Origin of the sequence: Jatrophihabitans telluris, assembly GCF_023516435.1 — a bacterium.
Lineage (GTDB): Bacteria > Actinomycetota > Actinomycetes > Mycobacteriales > Jatrophihabitantaceae > Jatrophihabitans_A > Jatrophihabitans_A telluris.
In genome coordinates, this window is record NZ_CP097332.1 from 1,070,427 (window position 1) to 1,096,177 (window position 25,751).

Annotated in this window: 20 protein-coding genes; 14 read left to right on the top strand and 6 right to left on the bottom strand. The window is 71.3% G+C overall.

Annotation, left to right across the window (positions count from 1 at the left end):
- Nucleotides 1-37 precede the first annotated feature (37 nt).
- Nucleotides 38-2,428, bottom strand: a complete 2,391-nt coding sequence (locus tag M6D93_RS05155) for a CDP-alcohol phosphatidyltransferase family protein (RefSeq protein ID WP_249773290.1) — start codon at nucleotides 2,426-2,428, stop codon at nucleotides 38-40.
- A gap of 127 nt (nucleotides 2,429-2,555) precedes the next feature.
- Here M6D93_RS05155 and M6D93_RS05160 point away from each other — a divergent pair, with 127 nt between their 5' ends.
- The 5 genes from M6D93_RS05160 (at nucleotide 2,556) to M6D93_RS05180 (ending at nucleotide 6,824) form a co-directional block, all read left to right on the top strand.
- Nucleotides 2,556-3,554, top strand: coding sequence for a zinc-dependent alcohol dehydrogenase (locus tag M6D93_RS05160; protein WP_249773291.1), 999 nt, complete (start codon nucleotides 2,556-2,558; stop codon nucleotides 3,552-3,554).
- A 4-nt stretch (nucleotides 3,555-3,558) separates the two neighbouring features.
- A complete protein-coding gene (locus tag M6D93_RS05165) occupies nucleotides 3,559-4,020 on the top strand; it encodes a 6-pyruvoyl trahydropterin synthase family protein (RefSeq protein ID WP_249773292.1) in 462 nt (153 codons plus the stop codon).
- Nucleotides 4,017-5,090, top strand: a complete 1,074-nt coding sequence (locus M6D93_RS05170; RefSeq protein WP_249773293.1) for a glycosyltransferase family 4 protein — start codon at nucleotides 4,017-4,019, stop codon at nucleotides 5,088-5,090. Before M6D93_RS05165 ends, M6D93_RS05170 begins: the two co-directional genes overlap by 4 nt.
- A 65-nt stretch (nucleotides 5,091-5,155) precedes the next feature.
- The gene (locus M6D93_RS05175) at nucleotides 5,156-6,124 is read left to right on the top strand and encodes a lysylphosphatidylglycerol synthase domain-containing protein (RefSeq protein WP_249773294.1); all 969 of its coding nucleotides are present in this window, start codon (nucleotides 5,156-5,158) and stop codon (nucleotides 6,122-6,124) included.
- Nucleotides 6,117-6,824 (top strand): RibD family protein, encoded by a 708-nt coding sequence (locus tag M6D93_RS05180; RefSeq protein WP_249773295.1) that lies wholly within the window; start codon nucleotides 6,117-6,119, stop codon nucleotides 6,822-6,824. The genes M6D93_RS05175 and M6D93_RS05180 overlap by 8 nt, the downstream gene beginning before the upstream one ends.
- Here the strand turns inward: M6D93_RS05180 and M6D93_RS05185 are convergent.
- The gene (locus M6D93_RS05185; RefSeq protein WP_249773296.1) at nucleotides 6,806-7,027 is read right to left on the bottom strand and encodes a PLDc N-terminal domain-containing protein; all 222 of its coding nucleotides are present in this window, start codon (nucleotides 7,025-7,027) and stop codon (nucleotides 6,806-6,808) included. The two genes, M6D93_RS05180 and M6D93_RS05185, sit on opposite strands and share 19 nt — an antisense overlap.
- A 246-nt stretch (nucleotides 7,028-7,273) precedes the next feature.
- Here M6D93_RS05185 and M6D93_RS05190 point away from each other — a divergent pair, with 246 nt between their 5' ends.
- Both M6D93_RS05190 and M6D93_RS05195 read left to right on the top strand, forming a co-directional pair.
- Nucleotides 7,274-8,761 carry a sensor domain-containing diguanylate cyclase gene (locus M6D93_RS05190; RefSeq protein ID WP_249773297.1) on the top strand — a complete coding sequence of 496 codons (1,488 nt, stop codon included), beginning with the start codon at nucleotides 7,274-7,276 and terminating at the stop codon, nucleotides 8,759-8,761.
- Entirely contained in the window at nucleotides 8,761-9,732 is a 972-nt protein-coding gene (locus M6D93_RS05195; RefSeq protein WP_249773298.1) for a sugar kinase, read from the top strand. Before M6D93_RS05190 ends, M6D93_RS05195 begins: the two co-directional genes overlap by 1 nt.
- A gap of 52 nt (nucleotides 9,733-9,784) precedes the next feature.
- Here the strand turns inward: M6D93_RS05195 and M6D93_RS05200 are convergent, their stop codons facing one another.
- Nucleotides 9,785-10,537, bottom strand: a complete 753-nt coding sequence (locus tag M6D93_RS05200) for an SDR family NAD(P)-dependent oxidoreductase (RefSeq protein ID WP_249773299.1) — start codon at nucleotides 10,535-10,537, stop codon at nucleotides 9,785-9,787.
- A gap of 191 nt (nucleotides 10,538-10,728) precedes the next feature.
- Here M6D93_RS05200 and M6D93_RS05205 point away from each other — a divergent pair, with 191 nt between their 5' ends.
- Entirely contained in the window at nucleotides 10,729-11,790 is a 1,062-nt protein-coding gene (locus tag M6D93_RS05205; protein WP_347343545.1) for an NADH:flavin oxidoreductase/NADH oxidase, read from the top strand.
- 96 nt (nucleotides 11,791-11,886) lie between these two features.
- The gene (locus M6D93_RS05210) at nucleotides 11,887-12,075 is read left to right on the top strand and encodes a hypothetical protein (protein ID WP_249773301.1); all 189 of its coding nucleotides are present in this window, start codon (nucleotides 11,887-11,889) and stop codon (nucleotides 12,073-12,075) included.
- 9 nt (nucleotides 12,076-12,084) lie between these two features.
- On the opposite strand, the gene M6D93_RS05215 is transcribed toward M6D93_RS05210, so the two are convergent.
- Entirely contained in the window at nucleotides 12,085-12,348 is a 264-nt protein-coding gene (locus tag M6D93_RS05215) for a DUF6158 family protein (protein ID WP_249773302.1), read from the bottom strand.
- A gap of 208 nt (nucleotides 12,349-12,556) precedes the next feature.
- Between M6D93_RS05215 and M6D93_RS05220 the strand changes: the two genes are divergently transcribed.
- From M6D93_RS05220 to M6D93_RS05230, 3 genes are read left to right on the top strand one after another with little or no spacing between them, the layout of a single operon-like run.
- Nucleotides 12,557-13,108: a cysteine hydrolase family protein gene (locus M6D93_RS05220; RefSeq protein ID WP_249773303.1), complete on the top strand. Its 552-nt coding sequence runs from the start codon at nucleotides 12,557-12,559 to the stop codon at nucleotides 13,106-13,108.
- Nucleotides 13,109-13,144: 36 nt separating this feature from the next.
- The gene (locus M6D93_RS05225; protein ID WP_249773304.1) at nucleotides 13,145-14,116 is read left to right on the top strand and encodes a radical SAM protein; all 972 of its coding nucleotides are present in this window, start codon (nucleotides 13,145-13,147) and stop codon (nucleotides 14,114-14,116) included.
- A 26-nt stretch (nucleotides 14,117-14,142) separates the two neighbouring features.
- Nucleotides 14,143-15,165 carry an NADPH:quinone reductase gene (locus M6D93_RS05230; RefSeq protein WP_249773305.1) on the top strand — a complete coding sequence of 341 codons (1,023 nt, stop codon included), beginning with the start codon at nucleotides 14,143-14,145 and terminating at the stop codon, nucleotides 15,163-15,165.
- A gap of 10 nt (nucleotides 15,166-15,175) precedes the next feature.
- Here the strand turns inward: M6D93_RS05230 and M6D93_RS05235 are convergent, their stop codons facing one another.
- Nucleotides 15,176-15,568 carry a hypothetical protein gene (locus tag M6D93_RS05235; protein WP_249773306.1) on the bottom strand — a complete coding sequence of 131 codons (393 nt, stop codon included), beginning with the start codon at nucleotides 15,566-15,568 and terminating at the stop codon, nucleotides 15,176-15,178.
- Between the two features lie 662 nt (nucleotides 15,569-16,230).
- Nucleotides 16,231-16,656 carry a hypothetical protein gene (locus tag M6D93_RS05240; protein ID WP_249773307.1) on the bottom strand — a complete coding sequence of 142 codons (426 nt, stop codon included), beginning with the start codon at nucleotides 16,654-16,656 and terminating at the stop codon, nucleotides 16,231-16,233.
- A gap of 37 nt (nucleotides 16,657-16,693) precedes the next feature.
- Between M6D93_RS05240 and M6D93_RS05245 the strand changes: the two genes are divergently transcribed.
- On the top strand, nucleotides 16,694-18,391 hold the full coding sequence (locus tag M6D93_RS05245) for a hypothetical protein (RefSeq protein ID WP_249773308.1): 1,698 nt from the start codon (nucleotides 16,694-16,696) through the stop codon (nucleotides 18,389-18,391).
- 187 nt (nucleotides 18,392-18,578) lie between these two features.
- Nucleotides 18,579-25,748, top strand: coding sequence for a beta strand repeat-containing protein (locus M6D93_RS05250; protein ID WP_249773309.1), 7,170 nt, complete (start codon nucleotides 18,579-18,581; stop codon nucleotides 25,746-25,748).
- Nucleotides 25,749-25,751 lie beyond the last annotated feature (3 nt).

The following is a 25,751-nucleotide window of genomic DNA, read 5'->3' on the forward strand; positions in this document are numbered from 1 at the left end:
TGGGGTGGCCGGCAACAAGGGCAACGTCAACGTGGGGTCAGCGGGCGTAGGCGGCGAGGAAACGGTCGCGGAAGGAATCCATCCGCCACACCGGCGCGCTGGGATCGGGGAGCAGCCCAGACTGCCATCCCCAGCTGTGGATGCGCTCAAGGACGGCAGGATCGTGAGCCACCACCGTGATCGGTACGTCGTGGCTGGCGCCGCTGCCACTGACAATGGTGGCCGGCTGATGATCGCCCAACAACAGCAGCACCAGGTTGTCGTCGTGAACGTTCTCCACGAATTGCACCAGGCTGGCCAGCGAGTACTCGATCGATCGCCCGTAGGCCTGACGGACGCCGCCGGCGCTGCGCCACACCGCCGTGCGGGACGGCCCCTGTTGAGGCATCCCGGTGAACACCGATCCGTCACCGATCCGATCCCACGGCACCAGCCGCGGCAACGGCGCCCAGGGTTCGTGCGAGGACACCAGGTCGATCTCGGCCATCACCGCGGGCCGGTCCTGCAGCGCGAGTTCGTTGCGGGCAAAGGCCGACAGGATGTATTGGTCGGGCATCGTCGCGTAGCTGAAGCCGGGCCCACGGTAGCCGACATTGCGGGCATCGTAGAGCGCGTCGTAATGATAGAAGCTGCGGGCCTGGGGCCAGTCCTGCTGGTTGGACGGGACGTCACCGACGGTGCGCCAGCCGGCGCGGGCGAAGGCGTCGCTGAGGGTGAAGCGATTCCCACCGACGAGCTCGTTGTACCGCTGCTGGTTGTCGATCCAGAGTCCCGACTGCAGGGACGAGTGCGCGAGCCAGCTGATGCCGCCGAACGTCGGCGACGTCAGGAAGGCGCTCCGGGCGCCGAATCCGGCACGTTGCAGCGACGCCGTGCCGGCTCGCAGCACGCGATCGACCCCGCTGGACAGCTCCGAACCCTGAACCGCAACGCGGCCGTAGCTCTCGACGAAGGCGATCACCACGTCCTTGCCGCGCAGGCCGTTGAGCAGTTGATCACCCGTGCGGCTGCGGTAGGAATCGTTGGCCACCGCCTCGGCGAACGCGCGACGGTCCGACAGCCCGACGCGGACGGCACTCACCTGGTCGGCCACGAGCCCGGTGGCACTCGTCGACGCAAGCGGGGCGTCGCGCACGATCTGCACGCCCGTCAGCGCGCACGCCATCCAGACCGCGGTCGAGGCCAGCGCCACGCGACGCACCGGCCGAGGATGCCGCGCGATGAGGGCGCCCAGTCGCCAGCACGCCGCGACCATGCCCAGGAGGAGGATCAGCACGAGGACGACCGCCGCGACCGCGGCTCCGACGGCGACGGGCCGGCCGAAGGAATCGCCGAGGGAGCTGAGGGCCGGAGGCAGGTTTCCCCAGTCCGTGATGGGGTTGAAGGCCCGGTCGAAGAATGCGTACACGGCGAGATCGCACACCTTCACCGTTGCCAACACCCCGAGCAGGAGCCCGGCCAGCACGCTCACCGCACGGCGTGCCCGGGGTCGCAGCCACAAGGCCAGTGCCGTCAGCACCAGGCCTTCGGCCGGGATACGCAGGAACGCGGCCAGCTGCAGCCGGCTCAGCTGCACCGGCGACACCAGAGCGAACCAGACCAGCACCAGCGCGAGGACGGTTGCGGTATGACGCGCGGCCGGGCGCCAGCGGGGGTCCAGACCGATGGTCGGGTAGCGGTGTGGCTGGCCAACGTCCTGCCAGGTGCGCTGTCGCCATTGCCACCAGACGTCGCGGCCGAACGACTCCGCCAACAGGGCCAACGCGATGAGCACGGCGCCGGTGACCACAGAGGCGGAAAGCAGCCCGGACACCGCGACGGTCAGCGTGATCGCCTGGACGGCGGCCACCGTCTTGCGCCAGTACCGCGCAGGCACCACGCGTTGCAGCCAGGGCAACACCCAGCCGGCCGCGACATAGCCGTAGCGAGCCAGCCCGATCGCCAGCACCCACCACCCGACCGATCGGGACACGGCCACACTCAGGAGGAAGATCAGGAAGGCGTCGACCTCCATGTCAAAGCGGGCGCCCAGCGGCGTGACCGTCCCGGTGCGGCGGGCGACCTGCCCGTCGACGGCGTCGAGGATCTGGGCGAGCACGGCGAGGAACAGCAGCACCGCCAGTGCACCGGGGCGCGTGGCCGGGTCGGCGCCGGTCTCGACGATCAGCGCGGCGATGGCCCCGACGATCCCGGCCCGGATCAGCGTCACCCGGTTGGCCGGCCCGAGGATGAGCGACCCCGACCGCGTCAGACCTCGGCGCAACAGGCTGTCCACGGTGGCGGCGCAGCCGAGACCGGCCAGCCACCCGGCCGAGCTCAGTCCGACCAGGCCGGCGACGCTGCCCAGGACGAGGCACTGAAACCCGGGCCCGATCGCGAGGAAGGCCACGACCGTCGGATCCGGCCGCAGGCGTCGAACCGTCCGCATCTGACCTCCGTTTCCCGTACAGCATCTGAAGACGGGCGGCGAGGGGCTACGGTTCACCGCTTCGAAAACCGCTGGTCGCCAGCAGCGCCGGCGTAGGTTTGCGATCACGCGGCGCGGGAGGGTGGAGATGGGCGATTCAGCGCGCGCCTTCTGGCTTTCGGCCGTTGGCGAAGGGGAGTTGCGGTCCGTCGCGCTGCCCGAGCCGGGCCCGGACGAGGTGCGCGTCCAGACCATGTTCTCGGCCATCAGCCGGGGCACCGAGTTGCTCGTGCACGCCGGGCGAGTGCCGCCCTCTGAATACGGCAGGATGCGCGCTCCCTTTCAGGAGGGGGACTTTCCCGGTCCGGTCAAGTACGGCTACCTCAACGTCGGCCTCGTCACGGGCGGGGTGCAACGGTTGCTGGGGCGAACCGTCTTCTGCCTGTACCCCCATCAGAGCGTCTACGTGGTGCCGGCCGCGGCCGTGACGGTGGTGCCCGAGTCGGTTCCACCGGCCCGAGCCGTACTGGCCGGCACCGTCGAGACCGCGGTCAACGCCCTGTGGGATGCGCGGCCCCTGATCGGGGATCGGGCGAGCGTGGTCGGGGCCGGCATGGTCGGCTGCTGCGTGGCCCGGCTGCTGGCCCTGATGCCCGGCGTGGACGTCGAACTGATCGACCTCGACGCGGAACGAGCCGCCGTGGCCGACGCGCTCGGTGTGAGGTTCCGGCGGCCGGCCGCGGCGACCGGGCAACGCGATCTGGTCTTTCACACCAGCGGGAGCGGGCAGGGTTTGCAGCTGTGCCTGGACCTGCTGGCCGACGAGGGCGAAGTGATCGAGCTCAGCTGGTACGGCGACGGCGAGCTCACCCTCCGGCTCGGCGGCCACTTCCATTCGGGGCGGCTGGCGATCCGCTCCAGCCAGGTCGGCCGGGTGGCTCCGGCCCGCCGGGACCGGCGAAGCTCGGCCGACCGGCTCCAGCTGGCTCTGGAGCTGCTCGCCGATCCGGCCTTCGACGCTCTCCTGGGCGAGCCGGTGGACTTCGGGCAACTGCCGTCGCTGTTCAGCGCGCTGGCGGCCGGCGGCCACGGTGCGCCCGTCCCGGTGATCAGCTACGGCACCAGCGACGCTCCTGGGAAGGGATGATCCATTGTTCAGCGTCACGGTTCGTGATCACGTGATGATCGCGCACAGCTTCAGCGGAGCCGGTTTCGGACCGGCCCAGCGGCTGCACGGCGCCACGTACGTCGTCGACGCCACCTTCCGCCGGTCGCGGCTGGACGCTGACAACGTGGTCGTGGACATCGGCCTGGCCGCCGAACAGTTGCGGCAGGTGCTGAGCGAGCTGAACTATCGCAACCTCGACGACGAAGCCGACTTCGCCGGGATGAACACCACGACCGAGGCGTTGGCCCAGGTCATCGGCGACCGGCTGGCCGAGCGGGTTTGCCGCGGTGAACTAGGGGGGAACGCTGCTGCGACGAACGACACGAACGACACGAACGATACGAACGACACGGACGGGACGAGCGGCACGAACGGGCTGAGCGGCCTGGTCGTCACGCTGCACGAGTCCCACGTCGCCTGGGCCAGTTACGAGCGCGCCCTGTGACCTCCGCACCCGCGGTCCATGTGGTGGTGCCGGATTCCTTCGACGACCCGCTGCGCCCGAGCGGCGGCAATCGCTACGACCAGCGGGTGTGTGCGGGCTTGGCGGCATCCGGCCGGGACGTGACGGTCCACCCGGTCCGAGGGGCGTGGCCGTGGCCTGATCCGAGCGCGCGCCGCGAGCTGGGCGGGATCGTCGCCGCCGTTCCCGACGGCGCGACCCTGCTCCTCGACGGCCTGATCGCCGGCACCTCGGCGTCGGAACTAATTCCGGCCGTGGCGCGCCAGCGGCTGATCGTGCTCGTCCACCTGCCCGTGGCGCACCGGCAGCCGGCAGCCGAGCCCGGCGAACGTGAGGTGCTGACCGCGGCTGACTCGGTGATCACCACGAGCGAATGGACGCGGGCCTGGCTGATGACGCGCTACGGCTTGGCGGCCGATCGGGTTGTGGTGGCTCGCCCCGGCGTCGACGCGGCGCCCGGCGCGGAGCAGACCGCCGAGGGAACCCGCTTGCTCTGCGTGGCGGCGGTGACGCCCGGCAAGGGGCAGGACGTGTTGATCGCCGCGCTGGCCGAACTCGCACAGCGGGCCGGGCCGGCGGGAGCGCCCTGGCACTGCCGGCTGGTCGGTCCGCTGGATCGTGATCGGGCCTTCGTGGCGGCGGTGTCGGCGGCTGTGGACACCGCCGGCCTGTGCGGGCGGGTCCGGCTGGTGGGGCCGCGCACCCCGGCCGCGCTGGAGCGCGAATACGCCCACGCCGACCTGTTGCTGCTGCCCTCCCGGTACGAGACGTACGGGATGGTGATCACCGAGGCGCTGGCTCGGGGTGTGCCGGTCGTGGCCTCAGCGGTCGGCGGTGTGGGTGAGGCCATCGGAGACCCGACGGGCGTGGATCGGGCGGGCCTGCTGGTGCCCGAAGGCGACCCGGGCGCGCTGGCCGCCGCGCTGTCGGGATGGCTGAGCGAGCCCGGAATTCGACGTCGCTGGCGCTCGGCCGCGCGCCGCCGTCGTGGCGAACTGACCGGCTGGGACGAGACGGTGCGACAGGTCGGTGACGTGCTCGCGCCTCGCTGAACCGAACCTCGGCCGCGCCCCGTATGCGTGCACAAGACGGCCACAACTGCGGGAACGAGGTAAGCATGGGTGCAGCGCTTCGGCCTTCGTTACCCGTCCGGTGGTCATTCCCGCGGCGGTGGCTGTCGTTGCTGAGCGGCGCCGCCGTCACGACCGGTCTGTTCTTGATCCTGGGACCGGCACCGTTCCTGGACGGCCTCGCCCGGATCACGCCCACCTGCCTTGTCGTCGCCGGGCTCATCGCGATCGTCTCGACCGTGGCCGCGGCCTGGCGGTGGGCGGTGATCGCTCGAGCCCTCGGCCTGCAACTGGGTCTGTCCACGGCGGTCCTCGCCTGCTACCGCTCGCAGTTGCTCAACACGATTCTTCCCGGTGGAGTGCTGGGCGATGTGCATCGCGGGCTGTCGCACGGGCAGTCCCAACACAATCGCGCCCGGGGTCTGCAGGCGGTGTTCTGGGAACGCACCTCCGGGCAGGTGGTCCAGCTCGGGCTGGCGGTCCTCGCCCTGCTGGTCCTTCCCTCGCCGCTTCGACGCTGGTGGGTGTTGGTCGCACTCGGCGTCGCTGTGCTGGCCATGGTCGTGGTGCTCACCGCACTGCGGCGGCGAACAGATCCCAGTGGCTTCCGTTGGTGGCCGGCGGTCCTGTTCGGGTCCTCGATCGCGGTGATCGGCCATGTCGCGACCTTCCTGCTCGCGGCGCGCACCGCCGGGGTCCAACGTCCCTGGTTCGAGCTGGTGCCGTTGGCGATGCTCGTGCTGGTCGCGATGGCGATCCCGGCCAACGTCGCCGGCTGGGGGGCCCGGGAGGGGGCGGCCGCCTCGGTGTTCGCGGCGGCCGGACTGCCCGCGGCGGCCGGGGTCGCCACGGCGACGGTCTACGGTGTGATGGTTGCCGTTGCCGCCCTTCCCGGCGCCGCCGTTCTCCTCACCGGAATCGCCCGGAGGCCCGAGCCGGAGCGCGCGACAGCGCCGGAAACGGAGCCGGCGGCCGACCGGGAGCGGGTGCGCGAGGAGGTGAGCGTGCGTGGCTGAGCGTCCCTACACACTGCTCAGCTGCAGCATGTCCCTGGACGGCTACCTCGACAGTGCTGTCGTCAAGCGATTACCCCTGTCGAACAAGGCTGATCTGGATCGTGTGGATCAGGTCAGGGCGGACGCGGACGCGATCCTGGTCGGGGCGGGGACCGTGCGCAACGACAACCCGAGGCTGCTGGTGCGCTCACCCGAGCGGCGGGCCGAACGCATCGCGCAAGGACGTCCGCCCTCGCCGGTCAAGGTGACCGTCACCGGCTGCGCAAAGCTGGACGCCGAGGCCAACTTCTTCACCGCCGGCGACGGCATGAAACTCGTCTACGCCAGCCACGGTTGCGCGCCGGAGGCCCGAGCCCGACTGTCGTCGGTCGCCACCGTCGTCGAAGCCGGAGGCGTGGTGCGCATGCGAGAGCTGAGCGAGGACCTCCACGCCCGCGGAGTGCGGCGACTGATGGTCGAGGGTGGGGGATCGGTCCACACCCAGTTCCTGGTCGAAGACCTGGCGGATGAGTTGCAGCTGGTGCTCGCCCCGTTGTTCGTCGGTGACTCGCGCGCGAATCGGTTCGTCGGCGACGGACGCTTCCCGTGGACGGACGAGCGCCGGGCCGAGCTGGCCGAGGTCTGCCGCATCGGCGACGTGGCGCTGTTGCGTTACGCGTTGTCGCCGCGCTTCGACCGCCGTTACATCGCGCCGCGGTAGGCCTTGCGGCGGCCCCAGATCAGCCACACGATCAGCGCGAGGATGGTGCAGAAGAACGAGAAGATGATCCAGCCGACCTTGGCGCCGACGGTGGCCTGCGAACGAGCTACGTCCACCACCATGAACACGAAGATCACGACCCCGATAATCCAGAAAATCGGGCTGCTGACGCTAAAGCTGGCCGAGGCCGCGGTGTTGATCATGGACGTTTTATAGCGGAACGGGCATCTCGGAGGAAGCGCGGCGCGGGGTAGTACGCAGTCGGAGTTGACGTGGATCGGATCGACCTGAAAGGGGAGTGGACGTTTGTGACACGATGAGCGCTCGTCCGGGCCGGAGGGTGGTGCCGGGTCCTGGAATGCGGGCCTCGTCCCGCTTACGATTCGCCGGCGCTTGCCGACATAGGAAGTAACCGCGCATCAGACAGCGAGTGCGGATGAGGAGTGGGTATGACGTCCGGGTACCGCTCGGATTCTGCTGAGCCCGTCGCAGCGTGGGAACTGGCCGGCGTCGCCTTTCGCCATGCCCCGGCCGGCGTGGCGGTGGCCGACGAGCTGGGCCACTATGTCGCCGTCAACGAGCGCGTCTGCCGGCTGCTGGGGCGAACCGAGGACCAGCTCCTGGGACGCAGCAGCCGCGAATTCACCCACCCCGACGACCTCGGACAGCACGGGCGGGCCGGGCAGGCCATCCGGTTCGCCGGCGACGGTGTGCTTCGGGTGGACAAACGCTTCGTGCGCCCGGACGGCTCCGTTCGCTGGGCGCGTCTGCAGATCAGCCATGTCGAGGGCCCGGCCGGTGCGGAGTGGACGCTGGCCCACATGTACGACATCACCGAGGAGCGGCTGGCGGCTCAGGCAACCGGCGATGTCTCGGCCAGTCTCGACGGTCTCGCCCGGGTGATGCGCAGCATCCAGGACGGCGGCGATGCCCGCACGACGATCGTCACCGTCCTCAGCGAGCTCGCCGGTGCCGACTTCGGCAGCCTGGCCGAGCCGGTGCAGCGGGCCGAGGCGGCCGCCCCGACCGAAACCAGGGTCGCCGAAACCGGCGCCGCCGAAACCAGGGTCGCCGAAACAAGGGTCGCCGAAACCAGGGCCGCCGAAACCAGGGCCGCCGAAACCGGCGGGGCCGAACTGGTGATCAGCGCATCCACCGATCCGAGCTACCTGGGCTTCCGGATGCCGGTAGACACCTCGTCGGCGACCGCGATCGCCTACCTGACCGGCCAGCCGCTGTTCATCTCCGACGTCGCGAACCACCCGCTGGTGTCCCCGGTCGCCGCGGCGGCGACGGGGGCCCACGCAATGCTGTTCGTGCCCATCGCCGCGCGCGAGGACGTGACGGGCGTGCTCATCGCGGGCTGGACGGATCCCGCGGCCGATGTTCCCTCCACCCCGCCGACCGCGGTCGGCCTGCTGGCCGACCAGGCCGGCATCGCCCTCGCGCACGCCGCGCTCGTCGCCGAACTCGAGCGGCTCGCGGCGACCGATCCGCTGACCGCGCTGCCCAACCGGCGTGGCTGGGACATCCGCACCGCGGGGCTGGAGGCCGCTCGCCGGCGCTCTGGCAGCCCGGTGACCGTTGCGATCGCGGACCTGGACCGCTTCAAGGCGTTCAACGACCGCTACGGCCACGATGCCGGCGATGCCCTGCTCGTGGCCTTCACCCGGGCTGCCGCCGGGGCGCTGCGCGAGGTGGACGTCCTGGCCCGATGGGGCGGCGAGGAATTCGTGATCGCGCTTCCCGACTGCGACGCCGAACAAGCCAGGTACGTGTTGGAGCGGGTGCGCCGGTGCGTTCCCGACCACCAGACCTGCAGCATCGGCTATGCCAGCACCGGCGATGGCGAAACCATCGAGGCGGCGCTTCGGCGCGCCGACACCGCCCTCTACCAGGCCAAGCGCGCAGGTCGAGACCGCACCCAGGTCGCGTGATGGCCCGACCGGACGTCGTCTGTCTCGGCGAGACGATGGCCCAGCTGGTGCCCGTCGACGGATCGCTGTCCGGGGCCCTGGAGTTTCGGCTGTTCACCGCCGGCTCCGAGTCCAACGTGGCGCAGGCCCTGGCACAGCTGGAGGTAGCCGTCGGCTGGGTCAGCCGGCTGGGCACCGACCCGATCGGCGACCGGGTCCTGGCGGCGGTGGCCGCGTCCGGGGTGGACGTTTCGGGGGTACGCCGCCAGCCGCGCCGGACCGGGATGTTCGTCAAGGATCCCGCTCCGGCCGGTTCGAGCGTCTATTACTACCGCGACGGCTCGGCGGCCTCGACGATGTCGACCGAGGACGTCGATCGTGCGCTGTCACATCGTCCCCGGATGCTGTTCCTCACCGGTATCACCCCCGCCTTGTCGGACAGTTGCCGGGCGGCGGTGCGCCATGCGATGACGGCGGCCCCGGCGGCCGGCGTAGCGGTGTGCTTCGACGTCAACTACCGTCCCGCGCTGTGGCGGTCGCACCCAGCGGGTGCGGCGGCGACCGAGTTGCGTGAGCTGGCTGCGCAGGCCGATGTCGTGTTCGTCGGCCGGGACGAGGCCGCCGAGGTCTGGGGAACCGAGTCGCCGGCCGAGATCCGTGCCCTGCTTGGTCAGCGGGGCGAACTCGTCGTCAAGGACGGTGCCCTCGCGGCGTTCAGCTTCTACGAGGGAGACCAGGCCCAAGTCGTGCCCGCGCTACCCGTGGCGGTGGTGGAACCCATCGGCGCCGGGGATGCCTTCGCGGCCGGTTGGCTCTGCGGCCGGCTGCGGGGACTGGGCGCACAGGCCTCGTGCCGGCTGGGTCATCTGCTCGCCGCACGCGCGCTCGGTTCGCCGACCGACCAGCTCGGCCCGGCGCCGTTGGCCGCCTCGGAGCGCGCGTGGCTCTATGCCGCCGCCGTCGGATCGTCGTGGCCGCCGAAGACGGCGTGACACTCTCGGGGTGAGACCCGCGCTGCCGAACCGGTCGACGACCCGGTGAAGCTCAGCGCGCAGCCATCCGGATCGCCCCGTCGAGCCGGATGACCTCACCGTTGAGCATCGGGTTCTCCACGATGTGGCGGACCAGCGCGGCGAACTCCGAAGGCTCGCCCAGCCGGGACGGATGCGGTACCTGCTGTGCCAACGATTCCCTGGCCGCGTCGGGCAATCCGGCCATCATCGGCGTGTTGAACAGGCCGGGAGCGATGGCCACGACGCGGATCCGCGAGCTGGCCAGCTCCCGGGCGATCGGCAGGGTCAGCGCGGCCACGCCGCCCTTCGAGCCGGCGTAGGCCGCCTGGCCGATCTGTCCGTCGAAGGCCGCGACCGAGGCGGTGTTGACGATGACGCCACGTTCGCCGTCGATGTCCTCGTTCGCGGCGATGGCTTCGGCGGCGAGCCGTACGACGTTGAACGTGCCGATCAGGTTGACCTCGACCACGGATCGGAATCGCTGCAGGTCGAGCGGACCCTCACGTCCGAGCACCTTTCCTGGTGTCGCGATCCCGGCGCAGTTCACCACGATCCGCAGCGGAGCCAACTCGCCGGCGCGCGCGATCGCGGCGGCGACCGAGTCCGGGTCGGTGACATCGCCGGGGGCGAAATGGCCGGGCGCGGCGGTCGATCCGGACCCGGCCTGCTCGTTCAGATCCAGGCGCACGACCTGAGCACCGGCTTCGGTCAGGGCTCGGGCGGTGGCCAGGCCGAGGCCCGAGGCGGCGCCGGTGACAAGGGCGCTACTGCCGGCAATTCGCATCCTGATCGCTCCGTTCGTTGCGCGGATCTGACGGTGCTCACCGTAACGGGACGTGTCGCAGTCAGGGGAAACGGGCGGATCCGGGGAACAGCGAGCGACCGTGCCGGGTTGCTCTCGGGGGCGGGTGTGCTTGGAGCATGACGCCGCCTCAGTCCGCGCCACCCCCGAGCACGATCGACGAACGGAACCCGATGAGCCTGCTGCTGTCCGAACTGAGCCTGCGCGACGTGACGTTCCGCAACCGGGCCTGGGTGGCACCGATGTGCCAGTACAGCTCCGTCGACGGCCACCCGACCGACTGGCACCTCGTCCACCTGGGGGCGCTCGCTCGCGGCGGTGCGGGCCTGGTGATCACCGAGGCCACCGCGATCACCCCGCGGGGCCGGATCTCACCGTCCGACGCCGGCATCTGGTCCGACGCTCAGGCGCAGGACTACGAACGCATCACCTCCTTCATCCGCGGTCAGGGCGCGGTCGCCGGCATCCAGCTGAGCCACGCCGGCCGGAAGGCCTCCACCCGCACGCCGTGGCTCGGCCGGGGATCGGTCCCACTGTCCGAGGGCGGCTGGTTGACCGGTGGACCGAGCGCGGTGGCCTACCCCGGGCTGGACGCTCCGTCGGCCCTGGACGTCGCCGAACTCGACCAGCTGGTCGGCGACTGGGCCGCGGCGGCGCGGCGGGCCGTGCAGGCCGGCTTCCAGGTCATCGAGCTGCACGCCGCCCACGGCTACCTGCTGCACCAGTTCCTGTCCCCGCTTTCCAACCGCCGCGAGGACGAGTACGGCGGTGACCTGGACGGTCGCGCGCGACTGCTGCTACGCGTGGTGGACGCGGTCCGGTCGACGATTCCGGAAGGCATGCCGCTGTTCGTCCGGGTGTCGGCCACCGACTGGGTACCGGGCGGACTGCAGGTCGACGAGGTCGCGGAGCTGGCCCGGCAGCTGGCCAGTCGCGGGGTGGACCTGATCGACGTCTCCAGCGGCGGGAACAGTCCCGACCAGCAGATTCCCGTCGGTCCCGGATACCAGGTGCCGCTGGCGAGCCGGGTCCGGCAGGTGAGCGGTCTTCCGGTCGCCGCCGTAGGGCTGATCACCGAACCGAAGCAGGCAGAGGAGATCCTGGCCGAGGGCTCGGCGGATGCGGTGCTCATCGCACGAGCCGCCCTGCGCGAACCGTCCTGGCCCCAGCGCGCGGCCTTCGAACTCGGCGACGACCTCGCGTGGCCACCGCAGTACGAGCGCGCCCGGCCGTAACCGGCGCCCCCGCGGCCGGGAGTACCGTCGACGAGCGCGACGGCATCGCTGTGAAACCACCCAGCTCACGTCACCGTCGCGCGTGAGGGGCCCGGCATGAGCGAACCGTACGAGCAGCGCAGGGATGACGCGAACGACTCCCGCGAGAACTCCAGGGACGATGATCGGTCCGGAGCCGCTGCCGACCCTCACCCGACCATCGACTTTCCGGGTGCCGCAGAGGAGCCACCCGGCCGTCCGGACGGCGACCTCGACCCCGAGGACGATCCCACGCTGGGGGAGTAGCGGCGCAGGTCAGGACGGGATTGCGGTCCCGCCGGCCCCGTCCGCCTCCTCGGCGTGGGAGGGCTCATCCGAACCGGGTCCTGTCTGGCTCTGGGCCTTGCTCCCGAAACGGTCCAGGAACGCCGCTTCCAGCTGGCTCGTCCGGTGTTCGTGATTCGCCTTCTGGTGGGCCGTGCCGCCGGCTTCGATTTCGGCCTGCTTGCCCTTCAACACCGCCAGCTCGTGGCGCAACTGTTCATCGGACAGCTGCTCGGCCGGCACACCTTCGCTCATGGGACGCTTCCCCTCGCTGGGCTCGACGGCGGCGCACGGTTGGCCGCGGGCCGAGCAGCGGTATCCGGTGCCGCGACTCGGCGTGGACTCGACCCTAGCCCGCGGCCGCCGAACTCGCCGAAGCCGCGGCAGATGCGATGTCAGGGGTGGGGCCTACGGTGCAGTGAGAAGGATCCCCGTGGCAACCACAACCGGAAGGAAGCCAGCCATGAGCACCCTGACAGATCGCCCCAGCACCGCCTTGTTGGTCATCGACGTCCAGAACGATGTCATGTCCGGTACCCACAACCGGGACGCCGTCGTCGCCAACATCGCGACCCTGGTCGCGCAGGCTCGGGCCCGTAGCGTGCCCGTGGTCTGGGTCCAGCATTCCTCGGACGGGCTGCCGCGCGACAGCGAGGGTTGGCGCTATGTCGCAGAACTCGAGCAACACGATTCCGAGCCGGTCGTCCACAAGCGCTACCCGGACTCCTTCGAGGACACCGATCTCGAACAGGTGCTGGCTCAGGCCCGCATCGGCAGGCTGGTCGTCGCCGGCGCCCAGACCGACGAGTGCATTCGCTCGACCCTGCACGGCGCGATCGTCCGTGGTTACGACGCGACTCTGGTGTCCGATGCGCACACGACCGAGGATCTGAGCGAGTGGGGCGCTCCGCCGCCGGACAAGGTCATCGACCACACCAATCTCTACTGGGAGCACCACGCCGCCCCCGGTCGGACGGCCGGCGTGGTGGCCACCAAGGACGTCAGCTTCGACTAGGCGCGTGTCTGGTTAGAACATATGTTCTAATGAGTCATGCGTTGGGCACTGGCAGACGACGAGCACGGCGGCCAGCCGGCCCTGTTCGGCGTCGAGGAGCTGCTCGGCCCGCAGCGCAGTACCGGTCGGCTGTCGGAGCTGGAATTCCTCCCGGTCACGGCCAAGACCGTCCTGAATCGTGTCGGGCGCAACTCGCCGATGCCCTTCGGCTGGACGATCAACGCCTACCGCGGATGCAGTCACGCCTGCACCTACTGCTTCGCCCGCCCTTCGCACGAGTACCTCGGGCTATCGGCGGGTGAGGACTTCGACCGCAAGATCGTGGTCAAGGTCAACGCGATCGAGCGTCTGCGGGTCGAACTGTCGCGCCCGAGTTGGCGGCGTGAGCACGTGGCCATGGGCACCAACACCGATCCCTATCAGCGTGCGGAGGGCAAGTACCGACTGACCCGCGGCATCATCGGCGAATTGTCCCGCTCCGGTACGCCGTTCTCGATCCTGACGAAGTCCGCGCTGCCGATGCGTGATCTCGATGTGCTGACCGCTGCCGCCGAGCAGGTCGAGGTGAGCGTGACCTTCTCCATCGGCACGCTCGACGTGCAGGTGTGGAGAGCCACCGAGCCCGGCGCACCCCACCCCGCCCGCCGGATCGACGCCATCCGGGCGATGGCCCAGGCTGGTATCCGCACCGGTGCACTGATCGCGCCCGTGCTGCCCGGCCTGTCAGACCGGCGTGAGCAGCTTCGCGACGTCGTCGAGGCCGTCACCGGGGCCGGTGGCGCGGTCGTGGGCAGCCGGGCGCTCTATCTGCAGGGCGCGACACGTGAGCATTTCCTGGGCTGGCTGGCACAGCACGATCCAGCGCTGCACGCCCGCTACCGCGAGGCGTTCGCGGGCCGGTCCGAACTCGGTCCGGACTACCAGCGATGGGTGTCAGACACGGTCGCCGAGGAAGTGCGACGGGCCGGTGGTCGTCGCAGTAACCGCACGGGTGGACTGTTTGCGTGAGGCGGGCGCCGGAGTACGGTCGGCGAATGCGTGCCATCTGCTATTCCGAGACTGGGGACGAGTCGGTCCTGCGTCTCGTCGATCTGGCCGTGCCCGAACCCGGGCCGGGGCAACTGCGCGTTCGCGTGCACCGCAGCGGAGTGAATCCGACCGACTGGAAAGCCCGGCAGGGGTCAGCCCCAGGCGCCCCGATCGATCCGCCCCAGACTCCCGGCCAGGACGGCGCGGGTGTGGTCGAGGCGGTCGGCCCCGGTGTCGAGGCGGCGTGGACGGGCTTGCGCGTCTGGATTCGGGAGGCCGCCTACCAGCGCCCGCACGGGACGTGCGCCGAGTACTGCCTCGTGCCGGTGCATCAGGTGGCGACGCTGCCCGACTGGGCCGGTTACGACCTCGGGGCCAGCCTGGGTATCCCGTTCATGACCGCCCACCGCTGTCTCACGGTGACCGAGGACGGTCCCAAGCGCCTGGGACCCGGCGCCCTGGCCGGACGGGTTGTTCTGGTGGCCGGCGGAGCAGGGGCGGTCGGCAATGCCGCGATCCAGTTGGCCCGGTGGAGTGACGCCCGCGTGATCGCCACGGTCAGTAGCGCGGCGAAGGGTCAACTCGCCGCCGCCGCCGGCGCCGATGTCGTGATCAACTACCGCAATCAGGACGTTGTACCGGAGATAAGAAAGGTGGCCCCCCACGGGGTGAACACGATCGTGGAGGTGGCGGCTGCGGCCAACGTCGGCATCGATGCCGACGTCGTCGCCGCCAACGGCTCGATCGCCTGCTACGCCGACGATGGCGGCAAGCCGATCAACCTGCCGGTGCGTCCGTCGATGGTCGTCAACGCCCGGTGGCAGTTCGTCCTCATCTATACGGCGCCGCCGGCGGCCAAGTCGCGGGCCGTCGAGGACATCGCCGACGCGGTGCTGGACCGAGCGATCCGGGTCGGGCCCGAAGCGGGACTACCGCTGCACCACTTCTCGCTCGAGGACGCGGCGCAAGCTCACGGCGCGGTGGCCGCCGGACAGGTAGGCAAAGTGCTGATCGACGTCGGCGACTGAGCGATGCGTTTCAGTCGTTGTGCGCGCGGTTGCTCGTGACCGGCGTGGCCTTGCTGTCCAGGTCGATGTACAGGACGTCGTCGATGAGCAGGGCCTCCCAGCGCAACGACTGGGACGTGTCGATGTCGTAGAAGTGGGTGAACGCGACCGCCGAGATGACGAACGGCCCGTTGTCGCCGCCACCGGACTGCCTGACCGGATAGGCATGATCGAGTCGCGGGTCGGCCGCGCGTAGCCCGACGCGGTGCTCGGCGCGGTCGTACATCAGCTCGACCGCGTCCGGCTCGCCCAGGGCCAGGAAGGCCGACTTGTTGATGGAGATCGCGCCGCGCTTCTGGATGGTGATGCATGGGGCGCGTTTGAGCGGAACCATGCGTTTGGTGAAGATCTCAAACCCCGTCATCGTGTCCCCTCCCCCAAGGAACCACGCTGCCTGCTGAGCGTCACGAAGAGATTCGCATGAGCGCATGTGATCGGATTGCAGACGGCAGGTCAAATAATTGTTACTTCATCACGCCATAAAGCGGACCAGATAACACTCAAGTCGTGACCGTACGCCTACTGCGTCTTCACATAGGTCGAAGCAGACGTCGCCGGCCCCAGAGTCATGCCGTTTCCTAAACACTGGCCCAAGCATGTGTCCACTCATCCTGGTGTCAGTGAGGGTCGATCCGCGGGAGAAAACGGTTTCTTGATACGGGGTTGATATCGAGAAAAGGCTTGGCCAAAGGCATGGGACCGGGTCCGACCTCACACGGACCGGGCGCACGGTCGGGCATTAATGCCCTTTTGATATAAGGCGAAACGCAATCGCGAAGACTGTTGCGGATTTGTTTCGCGTGATTTATCGTTCGCTCACATCCCAAATTGACAGCCAGCTAGCGACCGTCGAATCAGTACGTTGCGCGGTGGTTGTAACGGGGTAACGGGGATTTTCATGGGGACTTTTCGGCTGGGCTCACGCTCGCGCCGTGCCGGGTTTTCGGCCGGTGCAATGGTGCTGCTCGTGTGCACGGGGCTGATCTTTCGATCGCCCGCCGCCACGGGCGCCACCACGAGTGCCGTTCAGCCCGGGGCCGCCGCCATGTTCTCGGCCGCTCCGATGAACCCGGCTGCCGACGGCAGCCCGACCGCTACGACACCCGCGACACCTGCGACACCTGCGGCCAGCGCCTCCACCGCTGGTGTGTCGGTGAGTTCGGCCGGCAGCGAAGCAGCCGCGGCCAGCGCCACCACGAGCAGTCCGGTTTCGGTGTCCGCCACGTCCTCCGCGCCGGTCGCGGGCTCGGCGGGCGGCGCCACGTCGCCCGGCGTGGCCTCGGGCTCGGCATCGGGCTCGGCATCGGCATCGGCATCGGCATCGCCGAGCGTGACGCTGAGCAGCCCGCCGTCCACGCCCGCGGTGTCGGGTTCACCGGCCTCCGACCCGAGCGTCTCCGCCGCGAGCGGATCGGGCAACAGCGGCGGGGCGACCACGCCGGTGATCACCACGCCCTCGGCGCCGCAGACCGTAGCGTCGGAATCATCAATGAATGCCGCGGTTTCGGCCTTCGTGCAGCAGAGTCTGGGCTGGAACGTCGATGCCTGCCGGTGCAGTGCCGCGATCTCGGTCAGCTTCGGCGGCCGGGCCAGCGCCAGCGCTGCACCGGCGGTCGACTTCCCGACCGCAGGGGTCGCCGGCCACACCGGCGACGTCCTGACGGTCAGCTTCTCGGGCAACGGCCCGGCGCAGGCCACCGCGGCCTCCGGTGGGGTCGGTAGCGGTTCGCCCCTCAGCGCGCTTCCGACGATCTTCCAACCGGGGGCCGCGGTCCCCGGGGTCGCGCCGCACGTCCCTGGCTCGCAAGAACTCTCAGTAGCCGTGCGGCAACTCATCAGTACGTTGATCACCGCCAACGGCCAGCGCGCCGCGGATCTGGATCCGCTGGCCGCCTTCACCGGCGCCGGTACCTCGGTGTCGCTGCAGCTGGTGTCGACCGGTCCGCTCAGCAGCTGTGCCGCAAGCCCAGCCTGCGCGGTCGCCATCGCCGTCGCTCTCGACGGCACCGCCTCGGCCACGATCGCCGCCCCAGCCAGCTGCATCGGGCTGGTCGGGACCGCGACCGCGATCGCACTGTCGGCCGGATCCGACGCCACCGCTGCGGCAAGCCGTGGATCGTCGCGGGGGTGTGATGCCACCGCCGCGGGAAGCGTCCACCAGGTCAGCGCCATCGCCGGAAACACCGGCCGCGCCTACGGAATCTCACTGACCGCAGCCGGGCCCGCCACGGCCTCGGCCGCCAGCGGCCAGCTCGGCGATACGGTCAGCGCCGACACCACCGGCAGCCAGGGCAGCGTTCCCCTTGCCGTCGCTATCAGCGGCTCGACCGGTGACACCGCCGGAATATCGATCGGATCCGAACAGGCCAGCACCACGGTGAGCAGCGGCGACTCCGGCCGCGCCGCCGCCACCTGCGCCCAGTGCACCACGGCCACGAGCGGTCTGGCCCAGGCGATGTCGGGCAACACCGGCAGTAGCTATGCCCTGGCCGGCGCCGGGACCGACGCGACCGTGCAAGCCACCTCCGGCGCGAGTGGCGGAGCCGCGGCCACCGCCTACGGAACCGGGGTCAAGCCGGGGACCGGCGCCAAGGTCGTCGGCAAGTCCGGGGATACCGGAGATGCCTTCGCGGTCGCCGTCGACCTCACGACCTGGGTCACGGTGAGCACCCACTCCGGTCAGGCCGGCGCCGTGACCAGCATCGCCAAGGGTCCGAAGAAGGACGGCAGCACCGGCGGCGGTACCGTCGTCGACCCGTCCCAGCCATCGCATCAGCGGGTGGACACCGGTGGTCACAAGCCCGGGCACAAGCCGACGAAATCCCTGATCGACCAAGGGGAATCAGTGACCTCGCGGCCGTTGACCGACCCGGCTGCGCCACCGGCAGGTTCCAGCCGGCCGGCCGTCGTCCCGGCCACGTCGCACCGGCCGGCCACGGCCAGGACCGTCACCACGAGCAGCGCGAGCGGGATCGCGGGCGCGTTCGGTCCGGTCCTGCAGGCCGGTCCCGCGCCGACGGCCGAGGTTCTGGCCCTGGGCCCCCGTCCGGATGTGGTCCCCAGGGCCGCCAACCAGTCGGGGATGTCCGTGTTGGCGCTGGTGGCGCTGCCGTTCATCGTCCTCGGCATGGTCCTGCTCGTGGCCTTGGCGACTTCGCACCGTCGACGACGACGATGGCGGTCCTGACTCAGCGGCCGCCCCCGAAGGCCCGCAGTCATCGTGTCGCAGTCGTCCGCTGCTCCTCACTTGACCGAATTCACTTGATCAGGAACTCACCTGACCTCGACCGGTATCCAGCTACCGAATCCGCGCTCCTCCCATCATCCACCGTTCTCAGGGTCCCTTTCAGGAAAAGGGAGAATGGACACTCATCATGATCTTCGAACTCGTCATGGCGGCTCAACTGCACGCCGCCAACAACGCCGCCGCACAGGGCGGCTCCGGGGCCGGCGGCGACGCCAGCAGCACCGCCAAGTCCGGGGCCACCGGTTCGGGCGGCAGCTCCGGCAGCTCGACCTCGTCCTCGACGTCCAGCTCGTCGGCCTCCAGCGGAAGTTCCTCTACGAGCACCGGGGGGTCGGCTCAGTCCGGCGCCTCGGGGGACGCCGACTCGTCACCGACGAGCACCGCGATCAGCGGTGACGCCGGTGGCGGCACGGTGAGTGGCGGGTCCGGTACCTCGGGCAGCGCCAGCGGAAACTCCGGCTCGGGCGGTTCCGGCGGCGGTAGCGGAGGCGGCTCGGGCGGCACCGTGATCAACGCCGGCTCCGGCAACTCCGGCTCGGTCACCGGCAGCGGCGGCGGCGGGACGAGCGGTTCGGCCTCCTCCAGCGCCTCGGGCAACACCACCAGCGGCAACTCCGGCAGTGCCACCGTGGGCAACCACAGCACCGGCGGAAACACCGGCAATTCCAGCTCGGGCTCGTCCTCGACCTCAGGCGCCCACTCCGGCGCCGGTGGAGCGTCCGGTGCGACCGGATCCGGGACGGCCGGATCGTCCTCACACTCCGGCTCCGGTGGCAGCAGCGGCGGCTCGGGCTCCGCGAGCTCCGGCAGCGGATCCAGCGCCACCCACGCCGGCAGTGCCAGCAGTGGTGCCGGTGCGGGCAAGGTCAGTCCGGTAGCGGCGGTCACCGGCGGCTCCGGCTCCGGCGGCAGCGCGGCCTCCGGGGCCGGCAGCGGCGACTCCGGATCGGGCGGCAGCTCGGGTTCGGCGTCCTCGGCGTCCGGATCGGGATCGCACGCCACCAGCGGGGATTCCTCGACGACAACCTCCGGTGATGCCACCTCCGGCACCACCGGCGACGCCAACTCCAGCCCCGGGGTCGGTGCGTTCACCGGCGATGCCATCGCGGCGCTCGTCATCGGCAGCTCCGGTATGACCGGCAGCGTCAACGGTGGCGTCAGCGGCGGAAGCATGGCTTCCGGTAACGGCGACACCACCAGCGACACCGGCGGCGGCGGGACCGGCGGGATCGTGATGATCCTCAACTCCGGCAACTCCGGTGACGTGACCGGGACCGGGACCGGTGGCACCACGGGCGCGGCCACCGCGACCAGCACCGGCAACACCACCAGTGGCAACAGCGGATCGGTGACGGTCGGCAACTCCTCCACCGGAGGCAACACCGGCAACGCCAGTTCAACGTCCACGGCGGGCTCCACAGCGACCAGCGGGGCCGGCGGCGCCTCGGGCGCAACCGGGGCCGGGTCGGCAACTTCGGGCAGCTCCTCCGGCGACACCGGCGGCAGCGGCGCGTCGGGCACCGGTGGCTCGGGTGACGGGGGCACCGCGAGCGCGGGCGCGTCGTCCGGGGACAGCGGCTCGGGGGGAGACTCGGGATCGGCCACTTCGAGCGCGGGCTCGGAAGGCAGCGCGACCAGCGGCAACTCCAGCACCTCGACCTCGGGCAGCGGCACGTCCGGTGACACCGGCTCGGCCACGTCGACTCCGGTCGTGGTGGCGTCCAGTGGCAGCGCCGACGGTGCGCTCGTCTATGGCGAATCCGGCGCGACCGGGAACGTCTCCGGTTCGATCGGCGGTACCGGTGACGCCAGCGGCGGCGGCGGTTCCGGCGGCATCTACATGGAACTGACCTCCGGCGACTCCGGCAGCGTGACCGGCAGCGGCACCGGCGGCACGACCGGGGCGGCCAGCGCGACTGCCTCGGGCAACACCACCAGCGGCAACTCGGGCAGCGCCACCGTGGGCAATCACAGCAGCGGCGGCAACACCGGTTCGGCCAGCGGATCGTCCACCGCCACGTCCGGCGCGACCAGCGGGCCCGGCGGAGCATCCGGAGCCAGCGGTGCCGGCACCGCCAGCGCAACGTCGTCCTCGGGTTCGACGGGTGGCAGCGGTAGCGCGATCGGCACCGGCGGCAGCGGGGCCGGCGGAGCTACCGAGGCGGGCGCGGGATCCGGCAGCACCGGCGACGGTGGCTACTCCGGTGACGCGACGTCCGGCGCAACCTCCAGCGGGTCGGCCACGAGCGGCGGCTCCAGCACGAGCACCAGCGGGGACGCGACCTCCGGCTCCAGCGGCGGCGCCTACTCGGCTCCGGAAGTCACGGCGTCCAGCGGTGATGCGGGCGGCGCCGCGGTGATCGGCATCTCCGGCTCGACCGGCGACGTCTACGGCAGCATCGGCTCCACCGGCAGCACCACCGACGGCGGCGGCTCGGGCGGCATCTCGATGGTCCTGACCTCGGGCAACTCCGGCGACGTCAACGGCACCGGCACGGGCGGCACCTCAGGTGCGGCGACCGCGACGGCTTCGGGCAACACGACCAGTGGCAACACGGGCAACGCCGGCGTCGGAAATTCCAGCACGGGCGGCAACTCCGGCGCGGCGACCGGCACCTCCGGTGCGACCTCGGGCGCGACCTCGGGAGCGGGCGGCGCCTCGGGCGCCTCGGGCCCGGCGACGGCGACCTCGGGCAGCGGCTCGGGTGACACCGGCGGCAGCGCCACCTCCAACGGCACCGGCGGTTCCGGCGCCGGCGGCGACTCCGCCGCGGGTGCGGCCTCGGGTTACACCGGCGCCGGCGGTGACTCCGGCTCGGCCAGTTCGGGGGCGACGTCCTCGGCTGACGGCACTTCGGGCAGCAGCGACACCAGCACCGGCGGCTCGGCCACGTCCGGCGACAGCGGCGGCGCCTGGTCCGCCCCGGTCGTCACCGCGTCCAGCGGCAGCGCCGACGGCGCGTTCGTCTACGGCGAATCCGGTGCCACGGGCAGCGTCAGCGGTGACGTCGGCGGGTCGGGTTCCACCTACGGCGGCGGGGGGTCGGGCGCGGTAGACGTCGTGCTCGTCTCCGGTGATTCCGGCAGCGTGACCGGCAGCGGCACCGGCGGCACGACCGGTGCGGCCAGCGCGACTGCCTCGGGCAACACCACCAGTGGCAACACCGGTTCGGCCATGGTCGGCAACTCGAGCACCGGCGGAAACACCGGTGCGGCGAGCGGCTCGTCCACGGCGACCTCCACCGCGGGCAGCGGTGCCGGCGGGGCTTCCGGCGGATCGGGACCGGCCATGGCAACCGGTTCGAGCTCGTCCGGGATGACCGGCGGCAGTGATCTGGGAGCGGGCACCGGCGGTTCGGGTGTCGGTGGCAGCAGCGGCGCCGACGCCGCCTCCGGTGACACCGGCAGCGGTGGTTCGTCCGGCGACGCGACCTCCAGCGGGAGCTCCAGCGGGTCGGGCACCAGCGGCGACACCAGCACCTCGACGTGGGGCGACGCGACGTCGGGCTACAGCGGCGACGTCTACTCCGCACCGGTCGTGACCGCCGTCAGCGGCGACGCCTCCGGGGCCAGCGTGATCGGTTACTCCGGCAGCACGGGCGGGGTCGAGGGCAGCTCGGGCGGCAGTGGTGACACCTACGGCGGCGGCGGGTCCGGCGCCAGCTCGGTCACGCTCCTGTCCGGCAACTCCGGCAGCGTCACGGGGACGGCCGGTGGCGGTACCTCGGGTGGCGCGACCGCGCTCGCCTCGGGCAACGCGACCTCGGGCAACACCGGTGACGCCTCCACCCACAACACCGGGACGGGCGGCAACAGCGGCTCGGCCACGGGCAGCTCGACCGGGACGTCCTCGGCCAACTCCGGCGCCGGTGGCGCCTCGGGTGGCTCAGGTGCCGCCTCGGCCACCGACAGCAGCGGTTCGGGCGACACAGCGGGCTCCGGCACGTCCAACGGCACCGGAGGATCCGGAGCGGGCGGCGACAGCTCGGCCGAGGCCGCCTCGGGCTACACCGGCTCCGGCGGCGACTCGGGTAGTGCCGACTCGTCGGCGGCCTCGTCCGGCTCGGCCTACAGCGGCAACTCCGACACCTCAGTGTCCGGTGACGCGACCTCCGGTTCCAGCGGCGACGTCTACTCCGCCCCGGTGGTGGTGGGCCTCAGTGGCCAGGCCGGCGGCGGCAGCGTCCAAGGCGCCTCGGGTGACACCGGGTGGGTCTCGGGCAGCAGCGCGTCGGGCGACACCTACGGCGGTGGCGGCAGCGGCGACAGCTCGGTCACCGGTCAGTCCGGTGACTCCGGCGACGTGACCGGCATGGCTGCCGGTGGCACGTCCGGCGCCGCATCGGCCACTGCCTCGGGCAACACGACCTCGGGCAACACCGGATCGGCGACGGTCGGAAACTCGGCCACCGGCGGCAACACCGGTAGCGCGGCGGCGGGCTCCAGTGCCGGTTCCAGCGCGACCTCCGGTGCCGGCGGTGCTTCGGGTGCCTCGGGCGCGGCGACGGCGACGGACACCACGGGCTCTGGCTCGACCGGCGGCGGCGCGACCTCGGACATCGGCACCGGCGGGTCCGGCTCCGGTGGCTCGAGCGAGGCCGAAGCGGCTTCGGGCGACACCGGCAGCGGTGGTAGCTCGGGCGATGCGTCCTCCTCCGCGGACTCGGGCAGCGAGGCCGGTTCCGGCAGTTCGTACACGAGCACCTCGGGTGACGCGTACTCCGGTGACAGTGGCTCGGCGGTCTCGGTTCCGATCGTGCTGGCCGGCTCCGGCAGCGCGTGGGGCGGCGAGGTCCTGGGCAGCTCCGGTAACACCGGCGACGTCTCCGGTGACGCCTACTCCGGCAGCTCGGACAGTGGCGGCACGGGTGCCGCCGACGTCCAGGCCGGCTCGGGCGACTCCGGCGCGGTGAGCGGCACGGCCGGCGGCGGTACCTCGGGTGCCGCGACCGGGACCGCGTCGGGTAACACCACATCCGGAAACACCGGCGCAGCGTCGGTGGCCAACTCGGGCACCGGTGGCGACACCGGCTCGGCCAACGCGGCCTCGTCCGCGTCCTCGACCGCCGGCAGCGGCGCGGGTGGCGCCTCGGGCAACTCGGGACCGGCCTCGGCGACCGCCGGGTCCAGCTCGGGTGACACCGGCGGGACCGGAACCGTCGCGGGCACCGGAGGTTCCGGTGCCGGCGGTGACTCCTCGGCTGAAGCGACTTCCGGCTCAACCGGTGACGGAGGCTGGTCCGGTTCGGCCGACTCCAGCGCCAGCTCCTCCGGTTCAGCCGGCAGCGGTGACAGCGTCACCTGCGTGGACGGCTCGGCGACCAGCGGCGGCAGCGGGGATGCGATCTCGGCGCCGATCGTGCTGGCCGGTTCGGGTGATGCCGGCGGCGGCGCCGTCCTCGGCGAATCCGGTTACACCGGTGACGTCAGCGGATCCGCCTCGTCCGGCTCCAGCGACTCGGGCGGTTCGGGAGCGGCTTCGGTCGGTGCCCTGTCCGGTGACTCCGGCGCGGTGACCGGCACGGCCGACGGCGGAACATCCGGAAGCGCGACCGCGACGGCCTCGGGTGGCACCACCTCGGGCAACACCGGCGCGGCGTCGGTGAGAAACTCCGGCACCGGTGGCGACACCGGTTCGGCGACGGCCACCAGCACGGGATCGTCGACCGCCACCACCGGAGCGGGCGGCATGTCCGGCAACTCCGGCCCGGCTACGGCGACCGACACCACCTCCTCCGGTGACACCGGTACCTCGGGCAGCGGTGGCTCCGGCGAGGGCGGCTCGTCCTCGGCTGAGGCCGACTCCGGTGACACCGGCGCCGGCGGCAGCTCCGGCGACGCCATGTCCTCGGCCGATTCGCAGGGCTCGGCGGGATCGGGCAACAGCTGGACCCACACCTCCGGCGACGCGACGTCCGGCGACAGCGGCGCGGCCTTGTCCGCCCCGCTGGTCGGTGCGGGCAGCGGCTACGCCGGCGGCGGTGTCGTGCTCGGCGCCTCCGGTTACACCGGTTGGGTCGACGGCAGCGCGGCTTCGGGTTCGTCCGACAGTGGCGGTACCGGAGCCAGCACGGTCGAGGCGGCCTCGGGCAACTCCGGTGACGTCAGCGGCATGGCCGGCGGCGGTACGTCCGGTGCGGCCAGTGCCACGGCCTCGGGTGACACCACCTCGGGCAACACCGGGTCGGCGACGGTGGCCAACAGCAGCACCGGCGGCAACACCGGTGCGGCCAGCGGATCATCGACGGCGACCTCGACCGCAACCTCTGGCGCCGGTGGCAACTCGGGCGCGTCCGGGCCGGCAGCGGCTACCGGGATGAGCGCCTCGGGCGATGCCGGTTCCGGCGGGTCCGGTGCGGGAGGTTCGTCCAGTTCGGACTCGGACTCCGGGATGACGGGTGACGCCGGCTGGTCCGGCGACGCCAACTCCTCGGCCGATTCCTCGGCCTGGGCCGGCAGCGGCGACTCCAGCACCGACACCTGGGGCGATGCCACCTCAGGCTCCAGCGGCGACGCGGTCTCCACACCGATCGTCGTGGCCATCAGCGGCAACGCCGACGGCGGCGTCGTGATGGGTCAGTCGGGCGACACCGGTGACGTCAGCGGCTCGGCGGGCTTCGGCCCGGTGACGCTGGTGACGGTCAGCGAAGAGGACTCGGACGGTTCGGGTGGGACGGGCGCGCAGGACGTGACCGTCACCTCGGGCGACTCCGGTTCGGTCGACGGCACAGCCGGTGGCGGAACCTCGGGATCGGCTACGGCCGGCGCCTCGGGCAACACCACCAGCGGCAACACCGGCGACGCCTCGGTGAGCAACCACGGCACCGGTGGCAACACCGGTAGCGCGACGGCCACCTCCACCGCGACCTCGACCGCAACCACGGGAGCCGGCGGCAACTCCGGCGCCAGTGGCGGGGCGACCAGCGGGTCCGACAGCGGATCCGGTGGACCCACCAGCGGCGGCGGCACCTCCGGCGGCGGCACCTCCGGTGGCGGGACCTCCGGTGGCGGGACCTCCGGCGGTACCACCGGAGGTACGACCGGCGGTCAGACGGGCAGCGACAACGGCGGGTCCACCAGTACGACCAACCCGCCCGCTCAGACCCAGGTCGAGGCAGTGAGCGAGACCCGGGTGCCGGCGGCAATGGCGCCGTCGGTGGTCGGTGCGGCCGCGATCGCTGAGACCGCCCTCGCGTTCACCGGAGCCAGCGTGCCGATGCTGCTTTCCGGTGCGGGTGTTCTGGTTCTGCTGGGCTTCGGCGCTCTGGCTCTGCCGCGGCGGCGTACCCAGCACTGATCG